This window comes from Psychrobacter immobilis (assembly GCF_904846285.1).
GTDB lineage: Bacteria > Pseudomonadota > Gammaproteobacteria > Pseudomonadales > Moraxellaceae > Psychrobacter > Psychrobacter immobilis_D.
The window spans coordinates 1-21,033 of record NZ_CAJHAD010000029.1; the positions used below are offsets into that span (position 1 = coordinate 1).

Genomic DNA, 21,033 nt, shown 5'->3' on the forward strand with positions numbered 1-21,033 from the left:
TCATAGGATTCTCCTGCTAGTATATTTTAGCAGTTAATCTCTATTTCTAAGTGTTCTTATTTATTGGGGGGATTACCGGATCAAATACTCCAATATGATCGTCATACTTCTCTAATTTGCCATGCTAATAATACCGTAGAAAATAATCTATGAATTTTTAATCAGAAAGCTTAATGATAATGATCTACCTATCGGTTTAACAGTCATTGAAGTTGCATCTAACACTAGAAGCTCGATGCCTGTATAGCGAACCGAACGTATTCCCATAACACTTATTATAACAATTTGATTAGGATAAATAATGAATAATGATTTTCTCATTACAATCCATGATTATGAATCTGAAGAAAGAGGATGGATGGATATCGAAGATTTTATTGAAACCAAAGGTTTGTAATATATAGACGAATACTTCGATATAGAAACAGATTTTATTTCTAACATCCAAAACTTTAACAATTTTTTCTCAAAAAATAGATATTTTGATTCCTTAATTGCTAAGATTGAAGTTTATGAATACGACTCTGCTTATAATTTCTACAGGCTAGATGGGAATTATAAAAAACTTAAAGAGTTAAGTGAATGTAGTTTCAGCTACATATCTGATTATAACAAAGAGTTTATTTATAGATGTCAATGTAGAGGAATGTGCAGCTTTTGGTTCATAGATGTTTCATCAATGTCCTATATGAAGAATGCTATGGATGCCTTTTTCTTACATGTACATCTTAGCCCTAAAATTGACTTTAAAAGTATATTTAGAAAGAAAAGCAATGTTCTTTATTATTATGATAAAGATACATTAAATACAGATGAAGATTATATATATCCTAAAAACTGTGGTGAGAAAATCTTATTATAATTTGCGTTGTGGCTCTCTAATCCCTACCATCAATCCAGTAGAAATTAACTTATGATACTTTAATCATATTCTGTACTGTAGGTTTTATAACAGTTAAATTCATATCTAAAATTAGCAGTTTGTTACCTGTGTAGCGCATCAATCAAGATAGAATATGTATGGTAAGTACACCATGAAGTACACCATGAAGTACACCGTGACTATTTCAGATAGTTAAAACCTTGATACCATTATCCTACAGCCTAAGTTTCGAGCCCTCACTATGGAACCATGCTTTGTTCCCATAACGGGCGTTATGGTAAATGGTTTGAGGGCAAGAAAAAACGCTGTGTCGCTTGCGTTAAGGTATGAATGGTTTATTAATAAAATGTCTCAAGAATACAGTGTAATTATGAGCTGTGCTATAATTTGTCATTATAAAGCCAATATATCACTGGCATCGACTTATCGACCCTTTTTTTTACCTATTAAGACTTTTTTATGTCCAAGACTACGTTTGATGCTCAAACTATTTCTAACAGCCTACGCGCTGCCAAACACCAACCGCGTAAACGCTTTGGTCAAAACTTCTTACATGACCGTAGTGTTATCCGTGAGATTGTTGAGAGCATTCGTCTAGAGCGTGATGATAATTTAATTGAGATTGGACCAGGGATGGGCGCACTGACTGAGCCGCTATTGGCAGAAGTCGATGCGATGACTGTGGTAGAGCTGGATCGCGATTTGGCAGATAGTTTACGTATTCGTATCGGTGCCAATAGCCATCCTAACTTTACGATTATCAAAGACAATGCCATGCATGTCGATTATCGTGAGCTGTATAGCCCTGAGCGCGGCAAGCTACGCGTAGTAGGTAATCTACCGTATAACATTTCTACGCCGATACTCTTTCATTTGCTTAGTTATGCCGATGTGATTCAAGACATGCACTTTATGCTGCAAAAAGAAGTGGTCGAACGTATCACTGCTGACGTAGGTAGCAAAACCTACGGTCGCCTGTCGGTCATTATGCAGTATCATTGCCATACCGATTATCTGCTGACTGTACCACGTGGTGCCTTTAATCCACCGCCAAAAGTCACCAGTGCTGTTTTTCGACTGACACCGCATATCACTAAGCCAGTCATCGCAGAAGACGAAGCGTATTTTGCATTGGTAGTACGCGAAACCTTTAATCATCGCCGTAAGACGCTACGCGCTATTTTTAAGAAATCTACGTTACTGCCAACGCTAAGCGAAGACGACTTTGCGGCTTGCGCTATCGACCCGCAAGCGCGTCCTGAAGTTTTAAGTGTGAAAGACTTTGTCAATTTGAGCAATCAGGCACGCAAAATAGAGGTTTAATTTTTCGATACAAGCGTTATTAATCATCTAAAAAGTATAGAGGTGTTATGAGTTTTCGCCATCAGTATGTCATCGGTGACTTGCAAGGTTGCTATGCGGCATACCTGCAGTTACTGGAAACCTTGGATTTTGACCCAGCGCAAGACAAGCTATGGTTCGCAGGCGACTTGGTGGCACGCGGTGAGGACTCGTTAAGTACGCTGCGTCACGTAAAGGCGCTTTGTGAGCAAGGGGCTGCGGCGACGGTGCTTGGCAATCACGATATCAATTTAATTGCTGTCTGGCGCGGGGCGACGCCGCTCAAGAAAAAAGACAAAACAGCGCCTATCTTCGCGGCTGATGATTGTGATGAATTACTAGAATGGTTACGTCATCAACCGCTACTGGCTTATCCTGATGAGCAGACGGTATTGGTACATGCTGGTATTCCACCGCACTGGACGATTGAGGCAGCAGCAAACTATGCGCAACAATTAGAGACGCAGCTACAAGGTAGTTTAAAACAGCTTGATCGTTTATTGCCGAATCTATATAGCAAAACCGCTGATGAGTGGCATGCAGGTATTAATGGCTTTACCAAAATGCGGGCGATTGCCAATTATTTCACGCGTATGCGCTTATGCAAACAAGATGGGTTGCTAGAATTTAGTTTTGCCGCAGGGTTAGATGAGCCGATGCCAAAAGATTTTTTGCCTTGGTTTGAATGGCAAGTACCGCGCACGCGCAAGATCTTATTTGGTCATTGGGCCGCGCTTAAAGCTGAGGTCGACTTGCCTTATGCGCGGGCACTTGATGGTGGCTGTGTTTGGGGCAATTATCTATTGGCTTATCGTTTGGGCGATGGCAAAGCCACAACCTCAAGCACTCACTGCATACCACTAACAGAAGAATAGTCATGCTGCTTTATAGACCATTGTCTTAGATAAAAACCGTAAAAAAACAACTTAACGCTTAATTTGCACTTAAACTTTTTGCTAAGCCTAAGCCTAAGCCTAAGCCTAAGCCTAAGCCTAAGCCTAAGCCTAAGCCTAAGCCTAAGCCTAAGCCACCAAAACTGCCCCATTAACTGGGTAGGTTTGGTGGTTTTTTTGGTTTAGGTAGTGGCGTTTTGGCATCGCCAGCAGCTTTGTTTTCAGGATTGCTATCATCATGTTCATAATTGCCAGTCGCTTCATTATTCTCGTTAAAGGCTTTATGTGCTTTATCGTATTGAATATCACTGCTGTAAGGAACGCTATTTAGCTCCTCATCTATCAGTCCATCATCGAGGTCAATGACTTTTTTAGCGCTCATTTGCTTGCTTGTATTCTGTGTTTCTCGACTTTTTAGCGCAGCGTCATTGTCACTACTTGAGATATTATTATCATAATCTATGTCTGTAATAGCCTGCTCATTTTGCATACTTTTTTGCTTAGATTTAGGCAATATTTTTACATCAGATAAACGGCGCACGACATAATTATTGGGTATGGTTTGTCCACCTTTATGAGTACTCGTATCATCAAAAATCATGTGCCCTTGACTGTCAATGCGAGCGTACTTCATGGGTTTATCACGCGGCCAGATAAAGTCAGAAGGATGGGTAAGCAGGTGACTAAAAAGCTGCTTGGTTAAACGGCTCCAATCCATGAATTTGACTTCTTTAGAGCGTAGTGCCACAAATAATGCCAGCGAAAAGCTTACCATTAAGTTGACCATACCGATAAGAGCAACGCCCAAGATGGAGATAAATACAATTTGCCAATCCCATTGGTTGGCGGAAATATTAAACAGTCCATGCGCCAGATTTGCTGAGGCAAAGGCAATATGGCGAATATCAATCGGCAAGCCAAATAAGAAACCGATAGTAGCGGTACTGCCTAAAAATACCCCGAATAAAAAGTTACCCATAATGGCGCCAAGGTTGGCTTCTATAAAGCCGCCTAAACGCTGTAACCATGCTTTGGGTAATAAGTATTGTAGAAAGCGGTGACGCTGAATACGGGCGCTGATTTGGTTGTAGACCGCCAAATTATCATAGTAACCAGCGATAAGACCGGATAAAAATAAATACACGCCAGCGATAGCCGCATGGGGGAGCGCCAAGGAGTGAAATGGGTCAAGATCATGCAATAAGTGCGCAGCCTTGTCGGTATTGATCATCGGTGCGCCGGTATATTGTAACCACGCAAACGAGATAATCAGGGCAACTGGTATTGCTACCATGACGTTACCCATAATCGCGACAAATTGAGTACGTAAAATGTCGACCACCAATTCTGATAACTTATTTAACTGGTGCGATTTTTTGCCAGAACCGTCAGATATGGTAGAGGCGATTGCCGCTGCCGTCATAGCCGGCTGTTTGGTGGCGACCGTACCATGGACGATATGAATAAAAACGAAACCCAAACCATAAATCATGCTGTTAATAAAGGCGCGTCCCATCGGTGCAAGCGCCAGATGGTAGGCCAATATCTTAGTGGTCGCCATAAAAGCAATGATAAAGCCACCGATAGAGGCTTTTTTAAACATCTTCTGATAACCGGTTTTATCGGTACTAATATAATGCTCACCGACGCGGCTGGCGTTTTCGGTGACTTTGCGTGACAGCAGCTTGGTATTATTATCAATCAAATAACCAATACTATAGCGGCGACTGGCGGTGGTAATCAGCGCTTGAATGAGCTCAATAATGGCTTGATCGCGCTTATCATAATTGTCTGCTACCAGCTCGGTTAGGATACGCATCCGCTGCAAGCTTTGGTCCAAACGCAGCATCATGTTGGTTAAGCGAATAGAGATACCGGTTTTATAAATACGCTTACGGATAGTGGCAACGATATCTTCGCATTGCTCAATCATAACCAACAACGGCGCAGGGTCTACCGCTTTTTCAGGGATGATATCGGTTAAAGTATCAAGCTCATGCGCTTCTCGGTACTGATTGACATATAAGACCGCTTCTTGATTTTGTGCCACAAATGACGCTGAATAATTGAGCATTTGCGGATAAAATTCCATTAAATCTGGATGCAAACCAATGCCACTAATCCGATACGATAAAATGATAATGGCGTTCAAGATACTGTTTTTTGCCGTCGCCACCAAGTTTAAATGCTGCTCATTAACCTTGAGTAGGCCAACTAATTCATCCCATTCGTCTTTTTCGATAAGGGCGAGCCAACGCTCATCAGAACGTTTATCAAATAGAAAACCGACCAATTCTACAACCGAATCTTCTTGTGGCAACAGCGGTAAAAAACGATGACCGATAAGGCGGCGCAGACTATTAAAAAAGCCCTGATCCGACATGATGCCAGTATCGGTATATAAAGCGATTTGGCGATATTCAATAATAAGTTTTAAGACAAAGCTGGATAGTCCGTCGGCATATTCTGGATGTTGACGTAAAATATCAATCAGCTCTTGAATGTTTTGATTGGCTAAGGTGGGCTCTCTATCACTGACGCGTAGCTCATCGATTAAGCGCTTGAGTACCGCAGGATCTGGCACATCACTTAAGGCAGTAATCTGTTGTAAAATGTGTTTTATTTCTGACACATCGCATCCCTTATGGTGGTTATTTCAATCATTGTTATTATTCAATATGGGCAAGGATATTTTTTTTAGTGGCTATTAACTATTGTCGTTATCAATGTGGCAATGAATGAAAGTGTTGATTGCTAATTTTCAGCTCATTAATTTGGGAACTGTTAATGTAATAATTAAAAATATTTTTATTAATTTTAATGCGCATCACTCTGCGTTATTTTAATCGTAACGACGCATGGGCGGTTAACTATTTTGTTAGCAGTTATGGTGCTGCTGTGCCGTTCATTCAGTCGATTGTTATTTTAATTCTAGTTTTGATTACTGCTTTGGTTGATTCAATTACTTTAATTAATGCGACAATATTTTTGGCAAAAAAAGGGACAGTAACGTTACTGTCCCTTTTATCGTAGTGCGGTACGGCTTACTTTATTATAAAAGTAAACAATTAGCTAGCAGGTACATCAAAGTAACTAAGATCAAAGTTCATCATTGGATCGCTACCGGCCTTGACCATCTGCGCATGAGCATCGATACGTGGCAAGATACGACCAACGAAATAATCGGCAAGCTTGGCTTTGTTGGTATAGAATTCACCTTCTTTACCGTTAGCGGCTTCGACCATTAGTGCAAACATGTACGAGTAAGCAAGGTAACCAAAGGCATGCATGTAATCAACGGCGCAGCCATTAATCTCACTCTTACGTGAGCTAATATTGCCAAGCACAGCAGTGGTTAGATCTTCAATCGTATCGGCCGCATCTAGCGTTGCTTGCTTGATACCATGATCCGCTTGCATATTATTGACAAAATCACGAATCTCACCTAAGAAATGGGTGACATATTTGCCATTATTTTTCGCCACTTTACGACCTAGTAGATCAAGCGCTTGAATACCGTTGGTGCCTTCATAAATCTGGGCGATACGCGTATCACGGACGATTTGCTCCATACCCCATTCGCGGATATAGCCGTGACCGCCAAATACTTGCTGGCAATCAATAGTTGCTTCTAGCGCTTTGTCTGTTAAGAAAGCTTTAGCAACTGGCGTCAATAGGGCAACGCGCGCAGCGGCTGCTTGAGCGGCCTCTGGGTCGGTACTAAATTTCTCCTGATCAAGATTTTTGGCCACGTACATCGCAAAACAACGTGACGCTTCGGTGTTGGCTTTTGCATTTAACAGCATGCGGCGTACGTCGGCATGATGAATGATCGCATCGGCAGGTTTTTCTGGGCTTTGAATTTGGGTATCGCTACGACCTTGACCACGGTCATTGGCATATAGCGCCGCATTTTGATAAGCAAGCTCAGAACCACCAAGGCCTTGCAGACCCATGGTCACACGCTCATAGTTCATCATAATGAACATTGAAGACAGACCGGTGTTTTCTGCGCCAACCATCCAGCCTTTGGCGTTGTCAAAGTTCATCACACAAGTGGCTGAGGCTTTGATGCCCATTTTGTGCTCGATAGAGCCAGCCGCCAAGGTGTTGCGCTCGCCTAAGCTGCCATCTTCATTAACCAAGAATTTTGGTACCACAAACAGTGAAATACCTTTCGAGCCTTCTGGTGCATTCGGCGTTTTTGCTAATACTAAATGGATGATGTTTTCAGTTAGGTCATGCTCGCCGCCGGTGATAAAGATTTTGGTACCAGAGATATTGTAGCTATCATCATCGTTAGGCACGGCTTTGGTTTTGATAATACCTAAGTCAGTACCCGCATGCGGCTCGGTCAAGCACATGGTACCTGCCCATTCACCGTTATACATTTTTTCTAGATAGGTTTGCTTCTGCTCTTCAGAAGCCGCAGCATTTAGGCAAAGTGTCGCGCCAACGGTTAGGTTTGGATATAAAGCAAATGATTGGTTGGCGGTGAATACCATCTCTTCAGTCAGCATGGTAACCATTTTTGGAAAACCTTGACCGCCGTATTCAGAGTTACCGCTTAAACCAACCCAGCCTGATTCTGCGTACTGCTTATAAGCGTCTTTGAAGCCAGTAGGAGTGGTTACAACGCCATTACCTTCAAAGGTTGCGCCTTCTTCATCACCGCTACGGTTGATAGGTAATAACACGTTTTTTGACAGTTTTGCCATTTCTTCTAAAATCATATCGACGGTTTCCATGTCAACATGAGCAAGGTTTTCGTTGTTTTGCCAAAATTCATGGGCTTTAAAGACGTCAGTTAAAATAAAGCGCATGTCGTTAAGAGGGGCATTATAAACAGCCATAAACATTCCTTTGGTTTAAATGAATAAAAGTAAGTAGGGCGAAAGTATTCAGTTGTGCTTTTGAGCGTAGCTTAACCATAGATAGCTAAAGTTTAGCAAATTAGCGTGTGAACAGGTGTATTTGTTCGTGAATTATGCGTACACCAAAAATAGTGATTATTTGGCAAAGCTGTTGTTTTGGTAGCGTCATTCCCTAAATTTGTATTAAGAAAATCGGCAACACACCTAAGTATGTTGCCGATAAGAACTGCGCATTAAAAACCATACTACATTATAAAAATTTCAAATTTTTATAAATTAAAACGCAAACTGATCAACGTCCATCGTCATATACGGCTCAACACCAGTAGCGATACGCTGTACATGAGTAGTGGTGCGTGGCAGTAACTTAGCAAAGTAGAACTGAGCAGTTTTTACTTTGGCATCATAGAAGGCTTGTTCGCTAGTGCCATTAGCAAGTTCAGTTTGTGCTACTAATGCCATGCGTGCCCATAAGTAGGCTAGCGTCACATAACCGCTGAAATACATATAATCAACAGCAGCGCCGCCAACTGCATCTGGGTTTTCAGTGGCTTGCATGCCGATGCGTGCAGTCAAGTCGCCCCATTCTTTTAGATGTTTGGCAAGAGGGCGAATAAACTGACCCATTGCATCATTGTCTTGGTTTTCTTCGCAGAATGTTTGGATGATTTTTACAAAGTTTGCCAGCAGTTTGCCTTGTGAGCCTAAGACTTTACGACCTAATAAATCAAGCGCTTGGATTTCAGTGGTACCTTCGTATAAGCAAGCAATACGCGTATCACGCACGTTTTGCTCCATACCCCATTCGCTGATAAAGCCATGACCACCATAAACCTGTACGCCATGGTTCGCCGCTTCTAGACCAGTTTCAGTCAAGAACGCTTTAGCAATAGGTGTCAATAGTGACAGCATTTGATCAGCAAATTTAAGCGCATCGCCTTCGCCTTTTGCAACAGTGTCGGCAAAATGTGAGAGGTAATAAACTAAGGCGCGACCACCTTCAGCAAATGCTTTTTCGGTCAATAGCATGTTACGAACCGCTGGATGCACGATGATAGGGTCAGCAACTTTCTCTGGCGCTTTAGCACCTGATAGTGAACGCATTGCTAGACGATCTTTGGCATATGTTAGTGAGCCTTGGAACGCGTATTCTGCTGCCGTTAAACCTTGAACTGCAGTACCAATACGCGCCACGTTCATAAAGGTAAACATGCACTGTAAACCACGGTTTTCAGGGCCAATCAGATAACCCGTTGCGCCATCAAAGTTCATTACACAAGTGGCTGAGGCTTTGATACCCATTTTGTGCTCAATAGAACCACAAACGACCTTATTGTTTTCGCCTAGGCTGCTGTCTTCGTTAACCATGACTTTAGGAACGATAAACAATGAAATGCCTTTGGTGCCAGCAGGAGCGCCTGGTAGACGAGCCAAAACGATGTGAATGATATTGTCAGTAAGGTCATGCTCACCAGCTGAAATGAAGATTTTTTGACCAGTGATGCTATAACTGCCGTCATCATTAGGCTCGGCTTTGGTGCGAATAATACCCAAATCAGAACCGGCATGTGCTTCAGTCAAACACATAGTGCCTGACCATTCGCCGCTGACCATTTTTTCTAGGTAGGTTTGTTTTTGCTCATCAGTACCATGGTGTTCGATGGTTTGAATCGCGCCATGTGATAGACCAGGGTACATAGAGAATGACCAGTTCGCTGTACCAACCATCTCATTGATGACGGTTGATAATGAGAACGGCATGTTTTGACCGCCAAAATCTTCTTCAGCAGACAAGGCTGGGAAGCCAAGCTCACAATAAGCTTTATAGGCTTCTTTAAAGCCTTTTGGCGTAGTGACAGTCCCATTATTAAACTGACAGCCCTCAGCATCACCGCTTTGGTTTAATGGTGACAGCTCATTTTCAGCAAAGCTTGCAGCCATCTCAAACAGGCTATCCATCAACTCGCGATCGGCTTCTTGGAATGCAGGCAAGGTTTTGTAGTGGCTTTCGCTGTCAAGTAACTCATGCATCACGAATTGGATATCACGTAGGGGTGCTTTATATTGCATAACTTCCTGTCCTTTTTTAGGGTGCGACCGGCAGTAATACGGCGACTATCATTGATTTTCATCACTGAAATCTGAGTCGCTCGAGTGTTACTAGTATGAGGATTGTCTGTGTCAATAGCAGACAACAACACCGGTTATATGAAATAGAGTGAGAAGAGTAAAAAGAATTATGACCGTATTCGTAAATTCTTGGTAAAAGATAGGCGTTCACTGGTAAATATACAAGTTTAGTGACAATACTGATAAGTCACCAACCTGTCTTGCATCCTATATATCATCGACCCTACAGAGTAAAAAACTTAACAATAATTGTAGGAATACTCAATCAATATGGATTTTATGGCATTATATTAAGAGAGCTTGTTTTCAGACAAATGTTGTTGCGTTAGCATCTTAGTTGCCTTATCAGCCGTCATTGGCTTACCAAACCAATAGCCTTGACCGTACTGACAACCCATGCTGAGCAGTAAATCGCGTTGTTGCTCGTTTTCGATGCCTTCAGCGATAACCTGCATATCAAGCGCCTCTGCTAAATCCAAAATCGCTTTGACAATCGCGCGCTGTGTACAGTTGTCTGTAATTTTGGAGATAAAACTTTTGTCAATTTTAATAAAGTCAAACGGATATTCTTGTAAGTAGCTTAACGAAGCATAACCAGTACCAAAGTCATCAAGGGCAAGACAGATTCCGAGCTCTTTAAGTAAGTCCAGTTGCTTTTTGACATCGGCATGACGCTGTATCAGTGAGGATTCGGTCACTTCAATGTGCAGTTGATGAGCGGCAAGTTTATGACTTACTAATAAGTCGCTGACCAAATCAAAAAAATCAGGATGGCTAAATTCAGCGGCATCGGCATTGATACAGATGTGCTGATGCAAGTCCAAATCTTGCCAAGCGGCTAATTGCTTGGCGATTTGAGAACCCATTTGTGAAAATAGCTCAAACGACAGTTTATGAGAAATGACCGCATCCATAAACTCCGCGGGTCTTAGTAAACCGCGGGTAGGGTGTTGCCAGCGCACCAAAGCCTCAAAACCGCTGATTACGCCCGTATCTAAGGCGAATTTGGGTTGGTAATAGGGTACAAATTGCCCTTCATTAGTGGCAGCTCTCAGCTCAGATTCCAACTGTATATTGTGCGCATTCATCTCATTAATGGCTTTATGATACCAACACACATCATCGCCGCCCTGCTGTTTGACATAATTCAATGCTTTTTCTGCTTTGGTGAGTAAGCCGATAAACTCATTACCGTTTTCAGGAAAATAGCTGACCCCAACAGAGATATGGCAATAGACTTGTGTTTCTGTCTTCGTACTGTCATTTAAGAAAAAAGGGCGCTCGCACATTTGCATGAGACTGTCTAACTGATGGCGAACCATGTTGGCATCATTGCATTCAAACAATAGGGCGAAGTCATCACCACCAAAATGAGAAAAACAGCGTAAATCATCCAGCTCTAACTCGGCAATACGTAAAACAAAATTCTCTACCAAGGTATTGATAGAATCCGGTCCCAATAAGCTGGCAAGGTTGCGATAACGGTCAATGTTAAAACGCACAACCACCACTTCTTGATAGCTCTCTAATAACAATTCACTGGTTTGACTTAAAAATACTTTACGGTTCGGCAGTCCCGTAAGTTGGTCATAATTCAGCAGGTGCACGACCTTTTTTCTGTTTTTAACCAGCGTTGCCATATTACGAATGGTACCGACGTAATAAGGGGTTTTTTCTAAATAGATTTTGCGATAGGTTATATGGCAGTCGAGGATTTGTCCATAACGGTTTGCCATCGAAAAATCCATTTCACAAAATCCTGTGCTGTCTAAACTGTTAATCAGATTTCTAAGCACCGCTTGTTCATCTTCTGACAAAAATTCAGCAGCATATATCCCAAGCGGACGTCCAAGCAAAAATTTTTCCGTATAGCCAAGCATCAGCTCATAATTCGCATTGACGGACAGATAGCGCAATTTTTCGTCCAATATGAATATGGCATCTTCAAATTGCTCGCATAGTTTGACCAATAATTGCTGTTTATCTGATATTGGCATAGGGATAAAATCGGTCATAATGGGACTCATAACATCAAATTGAATAATAAATGGCGCTGTGACAGTGGCAATTTGATGCCTAAAGACTTAAAGCATGCAGGGTCGCCAATGTCGCTAATGCAACGACAGGTGCAGTTTCGGTACGTAAAACCCTTGAGCCAATTTGCCAAGGTTCAAAACCGATGTCAGCGGCTTTGGCGCATTCATCAGCGCTGAGCCCGCCTTCAGGTCCGATTAATAATTCGATGTAAGGAGAGCGCTGTTTTAAGAATACTGGTAGCGCTTCAGGCGTTGCTGGCTGTCCCGCTGCTGGCACACTAAGTTGCAGGCGCAAATCTGCTGGTTGCTGTAATACTTGGTAATAAGCATCTTTACTCAGCTCAGCTACTATCGGGCTAAGCAGCATTTCTTTTTCTTTTGTTTTTTCGATACTTGCTATATTTAATAGCCAGTCATCAATCGATAATGGCGCGAGAATAAGAGGCGGGCGATTAAGTCCGCATTGCTCACAGGCAGCGATGGCAACTTGCTGCCAATGTGCCAGTTTTTTCTCTACTTGCGCAGGCTTTAGGTTTACCTCGCCATGATGGCTGCTCAGCAGTTGAATAGCGGTCACGCCAAGCTCAGTAGATTTTTGAATGGCGTAATCCATACGTTCACCGCGACTCATCACCAGCCCAATTTTCGTCAATATAGCGGCATTGCGGTCAGTTTTTACGTGCGCCAATAACGTTGCAGAGGCGTGTTTTTTGCTAATGGTATTGAGCTGTACCTGATATTCACCGCCAAAGCCATCAAATAAAATACCTTGATCGCCAATATTTGCTCGTAATACACGGCACCAATGATGGACGATGTTTTCAGTTAGTTCGACGCTAGCACCGATAGGCAAGGTGCTAAGTTGAGGGTAGGTTGGGGTGTTTTTATCACTGCTGTCACTACTGGTGGCATAAAAGAAACGTCGCAAAGTTACTTATTCCTATAATGTGAGTCATGATATATGTTCAGTATCTTAGCAGAATATCATTTGAGTGGGTAAAGGGATTATCTTTAGTAGAATTTGCATAAGTGCAATTCCCATAGCAAAAAGACTGGCGCTCCTAGGAACGCCAGTCATTAAGCAATACATTCAATAAAGGGTTAAGCGATTAAGCCTAGCGCTTCGACTAAGCGCTTGTTTGGCTCAACCTTATTCATGCTATAAAAATGCATGGCAGGGACGCCCTCGGTAATCAATCGCTCACATAAACGATAAACAACATCAAAGCCGAACTCGCGAATAGCAGTACGGTCATCGCCAAAGTCAGCCAAGCGCTTACGCACATAACGTGGAATATCAGCGCCACAGCTATCGGCAAAGCGTACTAAATTGCTTGAGTTGGTAATCGGCATAATGCCAGCGACCAATGGCTGTGCAACCGTATCAATGCCGCGTTTTTCTAAGCTATCACGCAGATATAGATAGCTATCGGCGTTATAGAAAAACTGCGTAATTGATGCGTTGGCGCCAGCTTGGTATTTATTGACCAAATTCTCAACATCAAGCTCAAAGCTACGCGCTTGTGGATGCATTTCAGGATAGGCTGCGACCTCAATACGGAAGTGATCACCTGAATATTCGCGAATAAACTTAACCAAGTCTAACGCAAACGGCAACTCCCCCATACCCACTTGCCCCGATGGCAAGTCACCACGTAGCGCGACCAAGCGCTTGATGCCCAAACTCTTATAAAGATCGAGTAATTCAGCAATTTCACTTTTATCATCGCCAATACAAGACATATGCGGCGCAATATCAGTCTCACCGCGAGCGCACAAGGCTTGAACGATATCTAAAGTGCGACTACGGGTTGAACCCCCAGCCCCATAGGTCACTGAAAAGTAAGCAGGTGACAGCTTATTCAGCTCATCATAGGTGCTGAGTAGCTTTTCGTGTCCTTGTTCGGTTTTGGCGGGGAAAAACTCAAAGGAGATAGCAGGCTTAGTCACAGTCTGGCTCCTTTTAGTATTTATAAGCGTCAGGCTTGAATGGACCTTCGACAGGTACGCCCAAATACTCCGCTTGCTTTTCAGTCAGTTTAGTTAGCGTACCGTTAAAACCTGCAACCATCGCAGCAGCCACTTCTTCGTCTAGCTTCTTCGGTAAGACTTTAACGTATAAGTTGTCAGTGCGCTTATCTGCTGGCAAGTCAGCGAATTTTTCTTCAAACAAATACATTTGTGCCAATACTTGGTTGGCAAATGAGCCGTCCATCACGCGTGATGGATGACCAGTGGCATTACCAAGGTTAACCAAACGACCTTCAGCAAGCAAAATCAGATAATCGTTTTCATCATCTGAGCGGAAAATTTGATGCACTTGTGGCTTAATCTCAACCCAGCGCCAATTATCACGCATAAACTGTGTGTCGATTTCGGTGTCAAAGTGACCGATGTTACAGACGACCGCACCAGGTTTTAGTGCCGCTAGCATATGTCTATCACAAACATGGTAGTTACCAGTAGTAGTAACGATCATGTCAGTGTCTTCAAGCAGACGGGTGTTGATGTTTTCTGCACCACCAGTGTTATCACCGTTAATGTACGGTGATAATACTTCAAAGCCGTCCATACATGCCTGCATGGCACAGATAGGATCAACTTCTGACACACGTACGATCATGCCTTCTTGGCGTAAGCTTTGCGTAGAGCCTTTACCCACATCGCCATAACCGATAACTAAGGCGCGACGACCAGCAAGGAACATGTCAGTTGCACGTTTGATAGCGTCATTTAAGCTATGACGGCAGCCGTATTTATTGTCATTTTTAGACTTGGTAACGGCGTCGTTAACGTTGATAGCTGGTACTTTTAACGTGCCTTTATTGAGCATGTCAACTAAGCGATGCACGCCAGTGGTAGTCTCTTCTGAAATACCATGGACGTTATCAAGCAGCTCTGCATAATCATTATGAATCAAAGCGGTCAAATCGCCGCCGTCATCCAAGATTAAGTTAGCATCCCAAAGCTGACCTGACTCTTCGCCGCCAACGTGGATTTGTTGACGCAAGCACCACTCGTACTCTTCTTCGGTTTCGCCTTTCCAAGCATAAACAGAGATGCCAGCAGAAGCAATCGCAGCAGCAGCATGGTCTTGAGTTGAGAAGATGTTACATGAAGTCCAGCGTACTTCAGCACCTAGCGCGACGAGTGTCTCGATAAGTACAGCAGTCTGGATGGTCATGTGGATACAGCCAGCGATTTTCGCGCCTTTAAGCGGTTGATCCGCTTCGTAGCGACGACGCAAACCCATTAGGGCAGGCATTTCGGCTTCAGCTAAAGTGATTTCACGGCGACCATAATCAGCTAGGCTGATGTCGGCGACTTTATAGTCAGTAAAAGAGGGGTCGATCGTATGGGCAGATGGGGTGTTAGACACTGCGTCCATAATATGCTCCTATCAGTGGTTAAGGTATGATAAAAAGAATAATAGCGCAGGTGCCGTTGTTATGCTGTCAAAGACTAGAGTGACCAGTATCAGACAGTTTACCGAGCCTAACATGAGGAATTAATCAGCTTAGTTTGTTTATAGAGCGCAAACGTAAGCATCAATTCATATGGTGCAACACCTCTCGGAGGGTGATTATTGTAATAGATGGTGGTTAATTTGTCACCTATTGACTAATATAAATGGTAAGTGCTTGAGTCATAAAAAAAGGCCATCGATTGATAGCCTTGATTATTTATATATAAGTTCTGGTTTTTACCCAATAAGCTTAAAACCAGTTATAGGTAAGTGAGGTGAAATAACTGGTACCTTCAGTGGCATAGACGTTACCAAATTGGCTTGAAAGCGTATAGTCTTCATCAGTGATATTATCTACCCGCAAGTTAGCGCGAAGATTAGGATTAATATAAACAGCGCCACTCAAATTAAGCAACGTATAACTATCAAGTTTATTGTTTTCGGCCGTGACTCTATCATCAGTATGTTTGGCTTCGAGGCGAACATCGAACATAGGCTGTTGATAACCGATATAAATCAAACCGCTATTTTTAGGACGGTAAGCAAGTTGTTGATCATAGTTGGCACTGTTTGCGGTTTTGTTTTTCGCATCTAGATAGTCATAACCCAAACCAAAGATAAAGGCATCCATATTCCAATCTGAGGTCAAACTCAACCCTTTGATTTTTGCTTCATTGATGTTGCTACCATTTGCAATCAAGTCTTCTGCATCTGTGTAATAGCCTGTCAATCTTGAGGTCTGAGCGTCATTAGCATATTCAACGAATACTTCAGTATTTTGCGTTCTTTCAGGTTTTAGGTTCGGATTTTCATAGCCTGGGAAGTATAAGTCGTTAAAGGTTGGTGCACGAAATCCGGTCGCATAGTTGGCACCGATTCGCATGCCGGCCAACGGACGTATAGCCGCTCCTAAGTTGTAGGTGCTTTCATTACCATACTGCGAGTTGTCATCTACACGGTAGTTGGCTTGCAGGTCGTAATACGTGTCTGCAAGCTGATAGCCAACGAAGGCACTTTTGACCGTTCTGTCGTCAGGGTCATAAGGGGTTTGCACAGCAGGATTAGGATAACCTGAAAAATCTAAAACATCTGATGCGTCTAATTTTTGTGACAACCATTCTGCGCCAACGATCACTGTGCCAGGCTGGGCATTAATGCTGGTCTCTAAGCGTGCCTGCTCTTGCGTAGTATCGAACTGACTGCCTTCTTGATAATTAATAGAGTTGGCGTCATGAGAAGTCGATTTATCGATACTTTGACCGTAACTAAGTTTGCTGAGCGTCAAAGGCGTTTTATATTGAAGATAAGCATTTGCACTGCCATTTTTTTGATCTGAATAGGCATTCGGAAAAGCGTTTCCTGCCGAGTCAATATCAGTGGTAGAGTCAGTATACAATGCACTCAGTCCCGCGCTTAGCGAATCTGAAAGCTTATGCTGCAATGCCAAACTGGCGTTGGTAGATTTAAAGCCATCATCGTCCGCGTTATAATCATAAGACTCGGGATTGGCTATCACGTTAAAGCCGTCTGTTTCGTTGCGACTAACACCTAAGCTCAATGATGAAGTGTCATTTTTAAGCTGACCTGTTACGCCTACTTGGTAGTGATTGTTACTACCGTAACCAACGCTAGTAGAAACATTGGATTTATCAACGCTATTGCCCTTAGTAAAGATTTGAATGACACCGCCCATGGCGTCAGAACCATAAATACTAGAGCCTGAGGCGCCGTATAAAATTTCGATGCGATCAAGTTGATCTGCTGATAATAAATTTAGAGAGGGGCTACCTAAAGAGATAGAACCATAGCGTATCCCATCGATAATCACCAAGACTTGCTTGCTATCAAAGCCACGCATATAAAAATTACTGGCTGTGCCCATACCGCCGCTTTGCGTAATATTAATACCAGGCTGGTTTTTTAATACATCAGTAACTGTCTGACCTTGATAACGTTGTAGCTCTTCACTATCAATGACCCGCGTTTGGGCAATTACATTACTGGTCTTAGTCGGCGTACGCGTCGCCGTCACGACGATTTTATCAAGCTCAACTTGTGGCAGCTCGCTATCATTGATAACGCTACTATTAACAGTCGCTGCTGTGGCACTCATAGCAAATACGCCTAAAGCACTTAAGATACATAATCGCAGATAGGTGGTCGAAGATGAACGTGGTAAAGCCATATTTAATTCCAAAGTTTAATGACAAATCGAACAAAGTAAAAAGTTACAGAAGCGAGAGTCTAAAGGTAAAAAGTTACAAAAAGTAATACGAAGATTACATACGCTTATTATCTATAAAATTAGCAAACTTATAAACCACTTTGTCCTAATATTTATTCAGCATACGCTGAGTGGCGCTCATGATGAATGGGGGTTTATTCGGGTTGCTTAGCCATTCCTAGTGTTTTTTAGTCCTTTAGGTGACCATCAACTGCATTAAAAGCAGGCACTACAGTAAGCAGTAATAAAAACATGCAATCAAACGCATTGCTGTGATTAATAATTGTTATTATAGTGGCAAATTTCATTTATTTTCTATGCTGCCATTCATAAAGCTAAGAGGTTCGTTTTGTCTATTCAGCGTCATCTGAGTGCTCGTACTGCGCCACCTTCATTATTTTCATCTATAAAAACAAAAACACCACTTATGATAATGGTGTTTTTGTTCGCGATGATATTGAGCGTATTAAGCGTGGTTTTTTCACATAGTGCAGTTGCTGCTGAAGCCAGCATATTGGGTGTGGGTGGTCAAACTGAAGAGGCTGTCAATGCATCGACACCAGATTCTTTCGGACGTGACACGCCGCGCCATACAGTGCAAGGCTTCATTAAAGCATTGGGCGATAACGACTATTTGCTGGCAAGTAATTATTTAAATTTATCCAAGTCTGATAATCCAACTACTATTGTGCGCCAGTTTAAGCAAGCGCTAGATGCTGGCGGACGTTTTCAGCCTGATTTGCAAATTAATAATACGCCCGAGGGTAATTTAAGCGATCAGCTACCGCCAAGCCAAGAAAACGTAGGCGTGATTAATATCGGTGATAAAAGCGTGCCGCTGCTGCTCGAAAGAGTTGTCTCTAAACAAGGTGAGCAGTATTGGCAGTTCTCAAACGATACACTCAGCTCAATACCAGAAGTGATAGAAAATTATCAGCCGACGCTGGTTTCGCGCTACACCATTGACTCATTAGATGGTAAAAAGCTATTTGGCTATCAAATTTCCGATATATTTGCGGCATTAGCCATTATTGTCAGTAGTTTTATCCTCACTTACATTCTGGTTTGGCTGCTATATCATTTATTAAAACTGCTTTATCCTCGCGTTCGAAGTGAGACGTTACCTCTACCTGATAATGTCATATTGCCACTGACCGTCGTCATAATGGCACTGATATTGTCCGAGGTGATGGTTTACGCTGGCATATCAGTGACATTGCGTGAGCCGATTAAACGCTTTAGCGATATTGCCTCTTGGGTGGCGACGACTTGGCTATTATTGCGCGTCATCGACTCGATATTCACGCGTGCAGTCAATTTAAGTTATAAGAAAAACTATACGGAACGAGTTTCAATTTTGGGTCTAATGCGTAAAGTAGTTAAAGCGCTGTTATTGATATTTGCCGTTATTGTCATTTTTGGTAATTTAGGCTTTGATTTGACCACAGGTATTGCCGCACTTGGGGTCGGTGGTTTAGCCTTGGCACTGGGTGCACAAAAGACGATTGAGAACTTGGTCGGTAGTGTGGTGGTGGTGGCAGATTCGCCGGTACGCATCGGTGACTACTGTAGTTTCGGCTCTCAGTCGGGTACGGTTATTGATATCGGTATTCGCTCATCACGGGTGCGTACGCTGAACCGTACGATTGTCACTGTGCCTAATAGTGACTTCTCATCGATGCAAATCGAGAACTATACCTCACGTGATATGTTTCATTTTTTACATAACCTATATATCAAACGTAACGCTGATATTGATGTTGTCTTCAATATGGTCAAGAAATTGGATCAATTTTTGGACGATCACGAGCTGACCAATCAAGAATGGAATCAGGCCAATATTTTGGAGTTGCGTCAAGACTGCTACGTTATTCAACTACGCGCTTATATTAATGCTGTCGATTCGATAGAGTTTTATAGCAAACAAGATAGCTTATTGGTTGATGTTTTAACCCTTGTCAAAAAATACGATATTGAGCACGCGCTACCCACGCAGCAACTGATTGTCAATCAAGCTGAGCTTGAGCCTCAAATGCAAAATAATATTGATGACATTGATGAAGCTAATAGTAATGGTACTGAGCCAGCAGAAGGTAATTTAAGCACTGATAGCAACAATGATAATATCAATCCTAATAGTGATGAACAGAATGGGATTGATTTAAGCAAAGAGGCGGACAAAACCAAGTACGATAAAGCTGCTGCAATTCAGGAAAATGGCAAAGCCGAGAATGAAAAAGTTGCAGATGAGAAATTTAGTATCGATAGAGAGCGAATCCGTAAGAGAAAAGTATTGGTAAAAAATAAGTTTAAACGTGCCAAAAGAAAATTTGGTTTTTCTATCTGGAATCAGCCTTAGTGTTTTGTGGGGCAGTTTTGCTTAAAATTTATTAAACGTTTTATTAATTAAATGGTTATCAAAGTATGGTTTATAAAAATGCGGCTTATAAAAGTATTACTTACAAATGCATTACTTATAAAGGCATAGCGGTTTTTTGACGTAAGAAGCCATAGTATTGCCATAGCAATAAACTGGCAGCGCTACGATGTGGCGACCAATCTTGGGCTAGGCCTTTTAATTGTTGTGGCGTTGGGCGTTCCGCTAACCCTAACAAATCCATCGCTGCTACTTTAATCGCTAAATCATCGACTGCCAGCACATCGGCGCGTTTTAACGAAAACAGCAGATACATCTCAGCCGTCCAGCGCCCAATACCGATAACGGCAATCAAGGTTTTGATAACTTCCTCATCGGTTAGGGTTTCTAACACGGAAAAATCTATATCGTGCTCGACCAAAGAGCGCGTATAACGAATTTTTTGCTTAGAGAGTCCTTGCATTCGCAAGTCCTCGTCTGTCGCTGCATGAATCGCTGTCGGCGTCGTCAAACCTCTATCTACCAAGCGTTGCCAAATACTGGCTGCCGCTGCTACAGACAGCTGTTGCCCAACCATCGCTCTCATTATTTGTGTAAAACCGCCAGCATTATGGCGCAAGTCAGGCACGCCAACTTGTTCATAAATGGGCGCAAATCTAGGGTCGATATTAATCAAAGCGCTGATATGTGCTTCTAATTCTTTACTGTTTTCGATGGTTTGTATGGTCATAATATAGTTAATCCAGAATAAAAGAGATACATCCCATATCACGAAACAGTTTAGGTAGATCATTCTCCATCCACCCTTG

At 42.4% G+C, this 21,033-nt stretch carries 12 protein-coding genes; 3 read left to right on the forward strand and 9 right to left on the reverse strand.

Going from position 1 to position 21,033, the window contains the following annotated elements; all coding sequences use genetic code 11:
• Window positions 1–1,342 precede the first annotated feature (1,342 nt).
• Window positions 1,343–2,206 carry a 16S rRNA (adenine(1518)-N(6)/adenine(1519)-N(6))-dimethyltransferase RsmA gene (rsmA, locus tag JMX13_RS12465; protein WP_201613026.1) on the forward strand — a complete coding sequence of 288 codons (864 nt, stop codon included), beginning with the start codon at window positions 1,343–1,345 and terminating at the stop codon, window positions 2,204–2,206.
• 47 nt (window positions 2,207–2,253) lie between these two features.
• Window positions 2,254–3,099 (forward strand): symmetrical bis(5'-nucleosyl)-tetraphosphatase, encoded by an 846-nt coding sequence (locus JMX13_RS12470; RefSeq protein WP_201613027.1) that lies wholly within the window; start codon window positions 2,254–2,256, stop codon window positions 3,097–3,099.
• A 169-nt stretch (window positions 3,100–3,268) separates the two neighbouring features.
• Here the strand turns inward: JMX13_RS12470 and JMX13_RS12475 are convergent, their stop codons facing one another.
• The 8 genes from JMX13_RS12475 to JMX13_RS12510 all read right to left on the reverse strand — a co-directional run bounded on the left by JMX13_RS12475 (window position 3,269) and on the right by JMX13_RS12510 (window position 17,808).
• A complete protein-coding gene (locus JMX13_RS12475; protein ID WP_201613028.1) occupies window positions 3,269–5,749 on the reverse strand; it encodes a site-specific recombinase in 2,481 nt (826 codons plus the stop codon).
• 436 nt (window positions 5,750–6,185) lie between these two features.
• Window positions 6,186–7,970 (reverse strand): acyl-CoA dehydrogenase C-terminal domain-containing protein, encoded by a 1,785-nt coding sequence (locus JMX13_RS12480; protein WP_201613029.1) that lies wholly within the window; start codon window positions 7,968–7,970, stop codon window positions 6,186–6,188.
• Window positions 7,971–8,267: 297 nt separating this feature from the next.
• Window positions 8,268–10,061, reverse strand: a complete 1,794-nt coding sequence (locus tag JMX13_RS12485; RefSeq protein WP_201613030.1) for an acyl-CoA dehydrogenase C-terminal domain-containing protein — start codon at window positions 10,059–10,061, stop codon at window positions 8,268–8,270.
• A gap of 350 nt (window positions 10,062–10,411) precedes the next feature.
• Window positions 10,412–12,136, reverse strand: coding sequence for a putative bifunctional diguanylate cyclase/phosphodiesterase (locus JMX13_RS12490; protein WP_201613031.1), 1,725 nt, complete (start codon window positions 12,134–12,136; stop codon window positions 10,412–10,414).
• Window positions 12,137–12,197: 61 nt separating this feature from the next.
• Window positions 12,198–13,085 (reverse strand): 16S rRNA (uracil(1498)-N(3))-methyltransferase, encoded by an 888-nt coding sequence (locus JMX13_RS12495; protein WP_201613032.1) that lies wholly within the window; start codon window positions 13,083–13,085, stop codon window positions 12,198–12,200.
• A 173-nt stretch (window positions 13,086–13,258) separates the two neighbouring features.
• Window positions 13,259–14,107 carry a methylenetetrahydrofolate reductase gene (locus JMX13_RS12500; protein ID WP_201613034.1) on the reverse strand — a complete coding sequence of 283 codons (849 nt, stop codon included), beginning with the start codon at window positions 14,105–14,107 and terminating at the stop codon, window positions 13,259–13,261.
• Between the two features lie 13 nt (window positions 14,108–14,120).
• Window positions 14,121–15,545, reverse strand: coding sequence for an adenosylhomocysteinase (gene ahcY, locus JMX13_RS12505; protein ID WP_201613036.1), 1,425 nt, complete (start codon window positions 15,543–15,545; stop codon window positions 14,121–14,123).
• 328 nt (window positions 15,546–15,873) lie between these two features.
• Window positions 15,874–17,808 carry a TonB-dependent receptor gene (locus tag JMX13_RS12510; RefSeq protein ID WP_201613038.1) on the reverse strand — a complete coding sequence of 645 codons (1,935 nt, stop codon included), beginning with the start codon at window positions 17,806–17,808 and terminating at the stop codon, window positions 15,874–15,876.
• A 388-nt stretch (window positions 17,809–18,196) separates the two neighbouring features.
• Between JMX13_RS12510 and JMX13_RS12515 the strand changes: the two genes are divergently transcribed.
• Window positions 18,197–20,206, forward strand: coding sequence for a mechanosensitive ion channel family protein (locus tag JMX13_RS12515; RefSeq protein ID WP_227686319.1), 2,010 nt, complete (start codon window positions 18,197–18,199; stop codon window positions 20,204–20,206).
• 115 nt (window positions 20,207–20,321) lie between these two features.
• On the opposite strand, the gene JMX13_RS12520 is transcribed toward JMX13_RS12515, so the two are convergent.
• Entirely contained in the window at window positions 20,322–20,954 is a 633-nt protein-coding gene (locus JMX13_RS12520; RefSeq protein WP_201613040.1) for a DNA-3-methyladenine glycosylase family protein, read from the reverse strand.
• Between the last annotated feature and the right edge of the window lie 79 nt (window positions 20,955–21,033).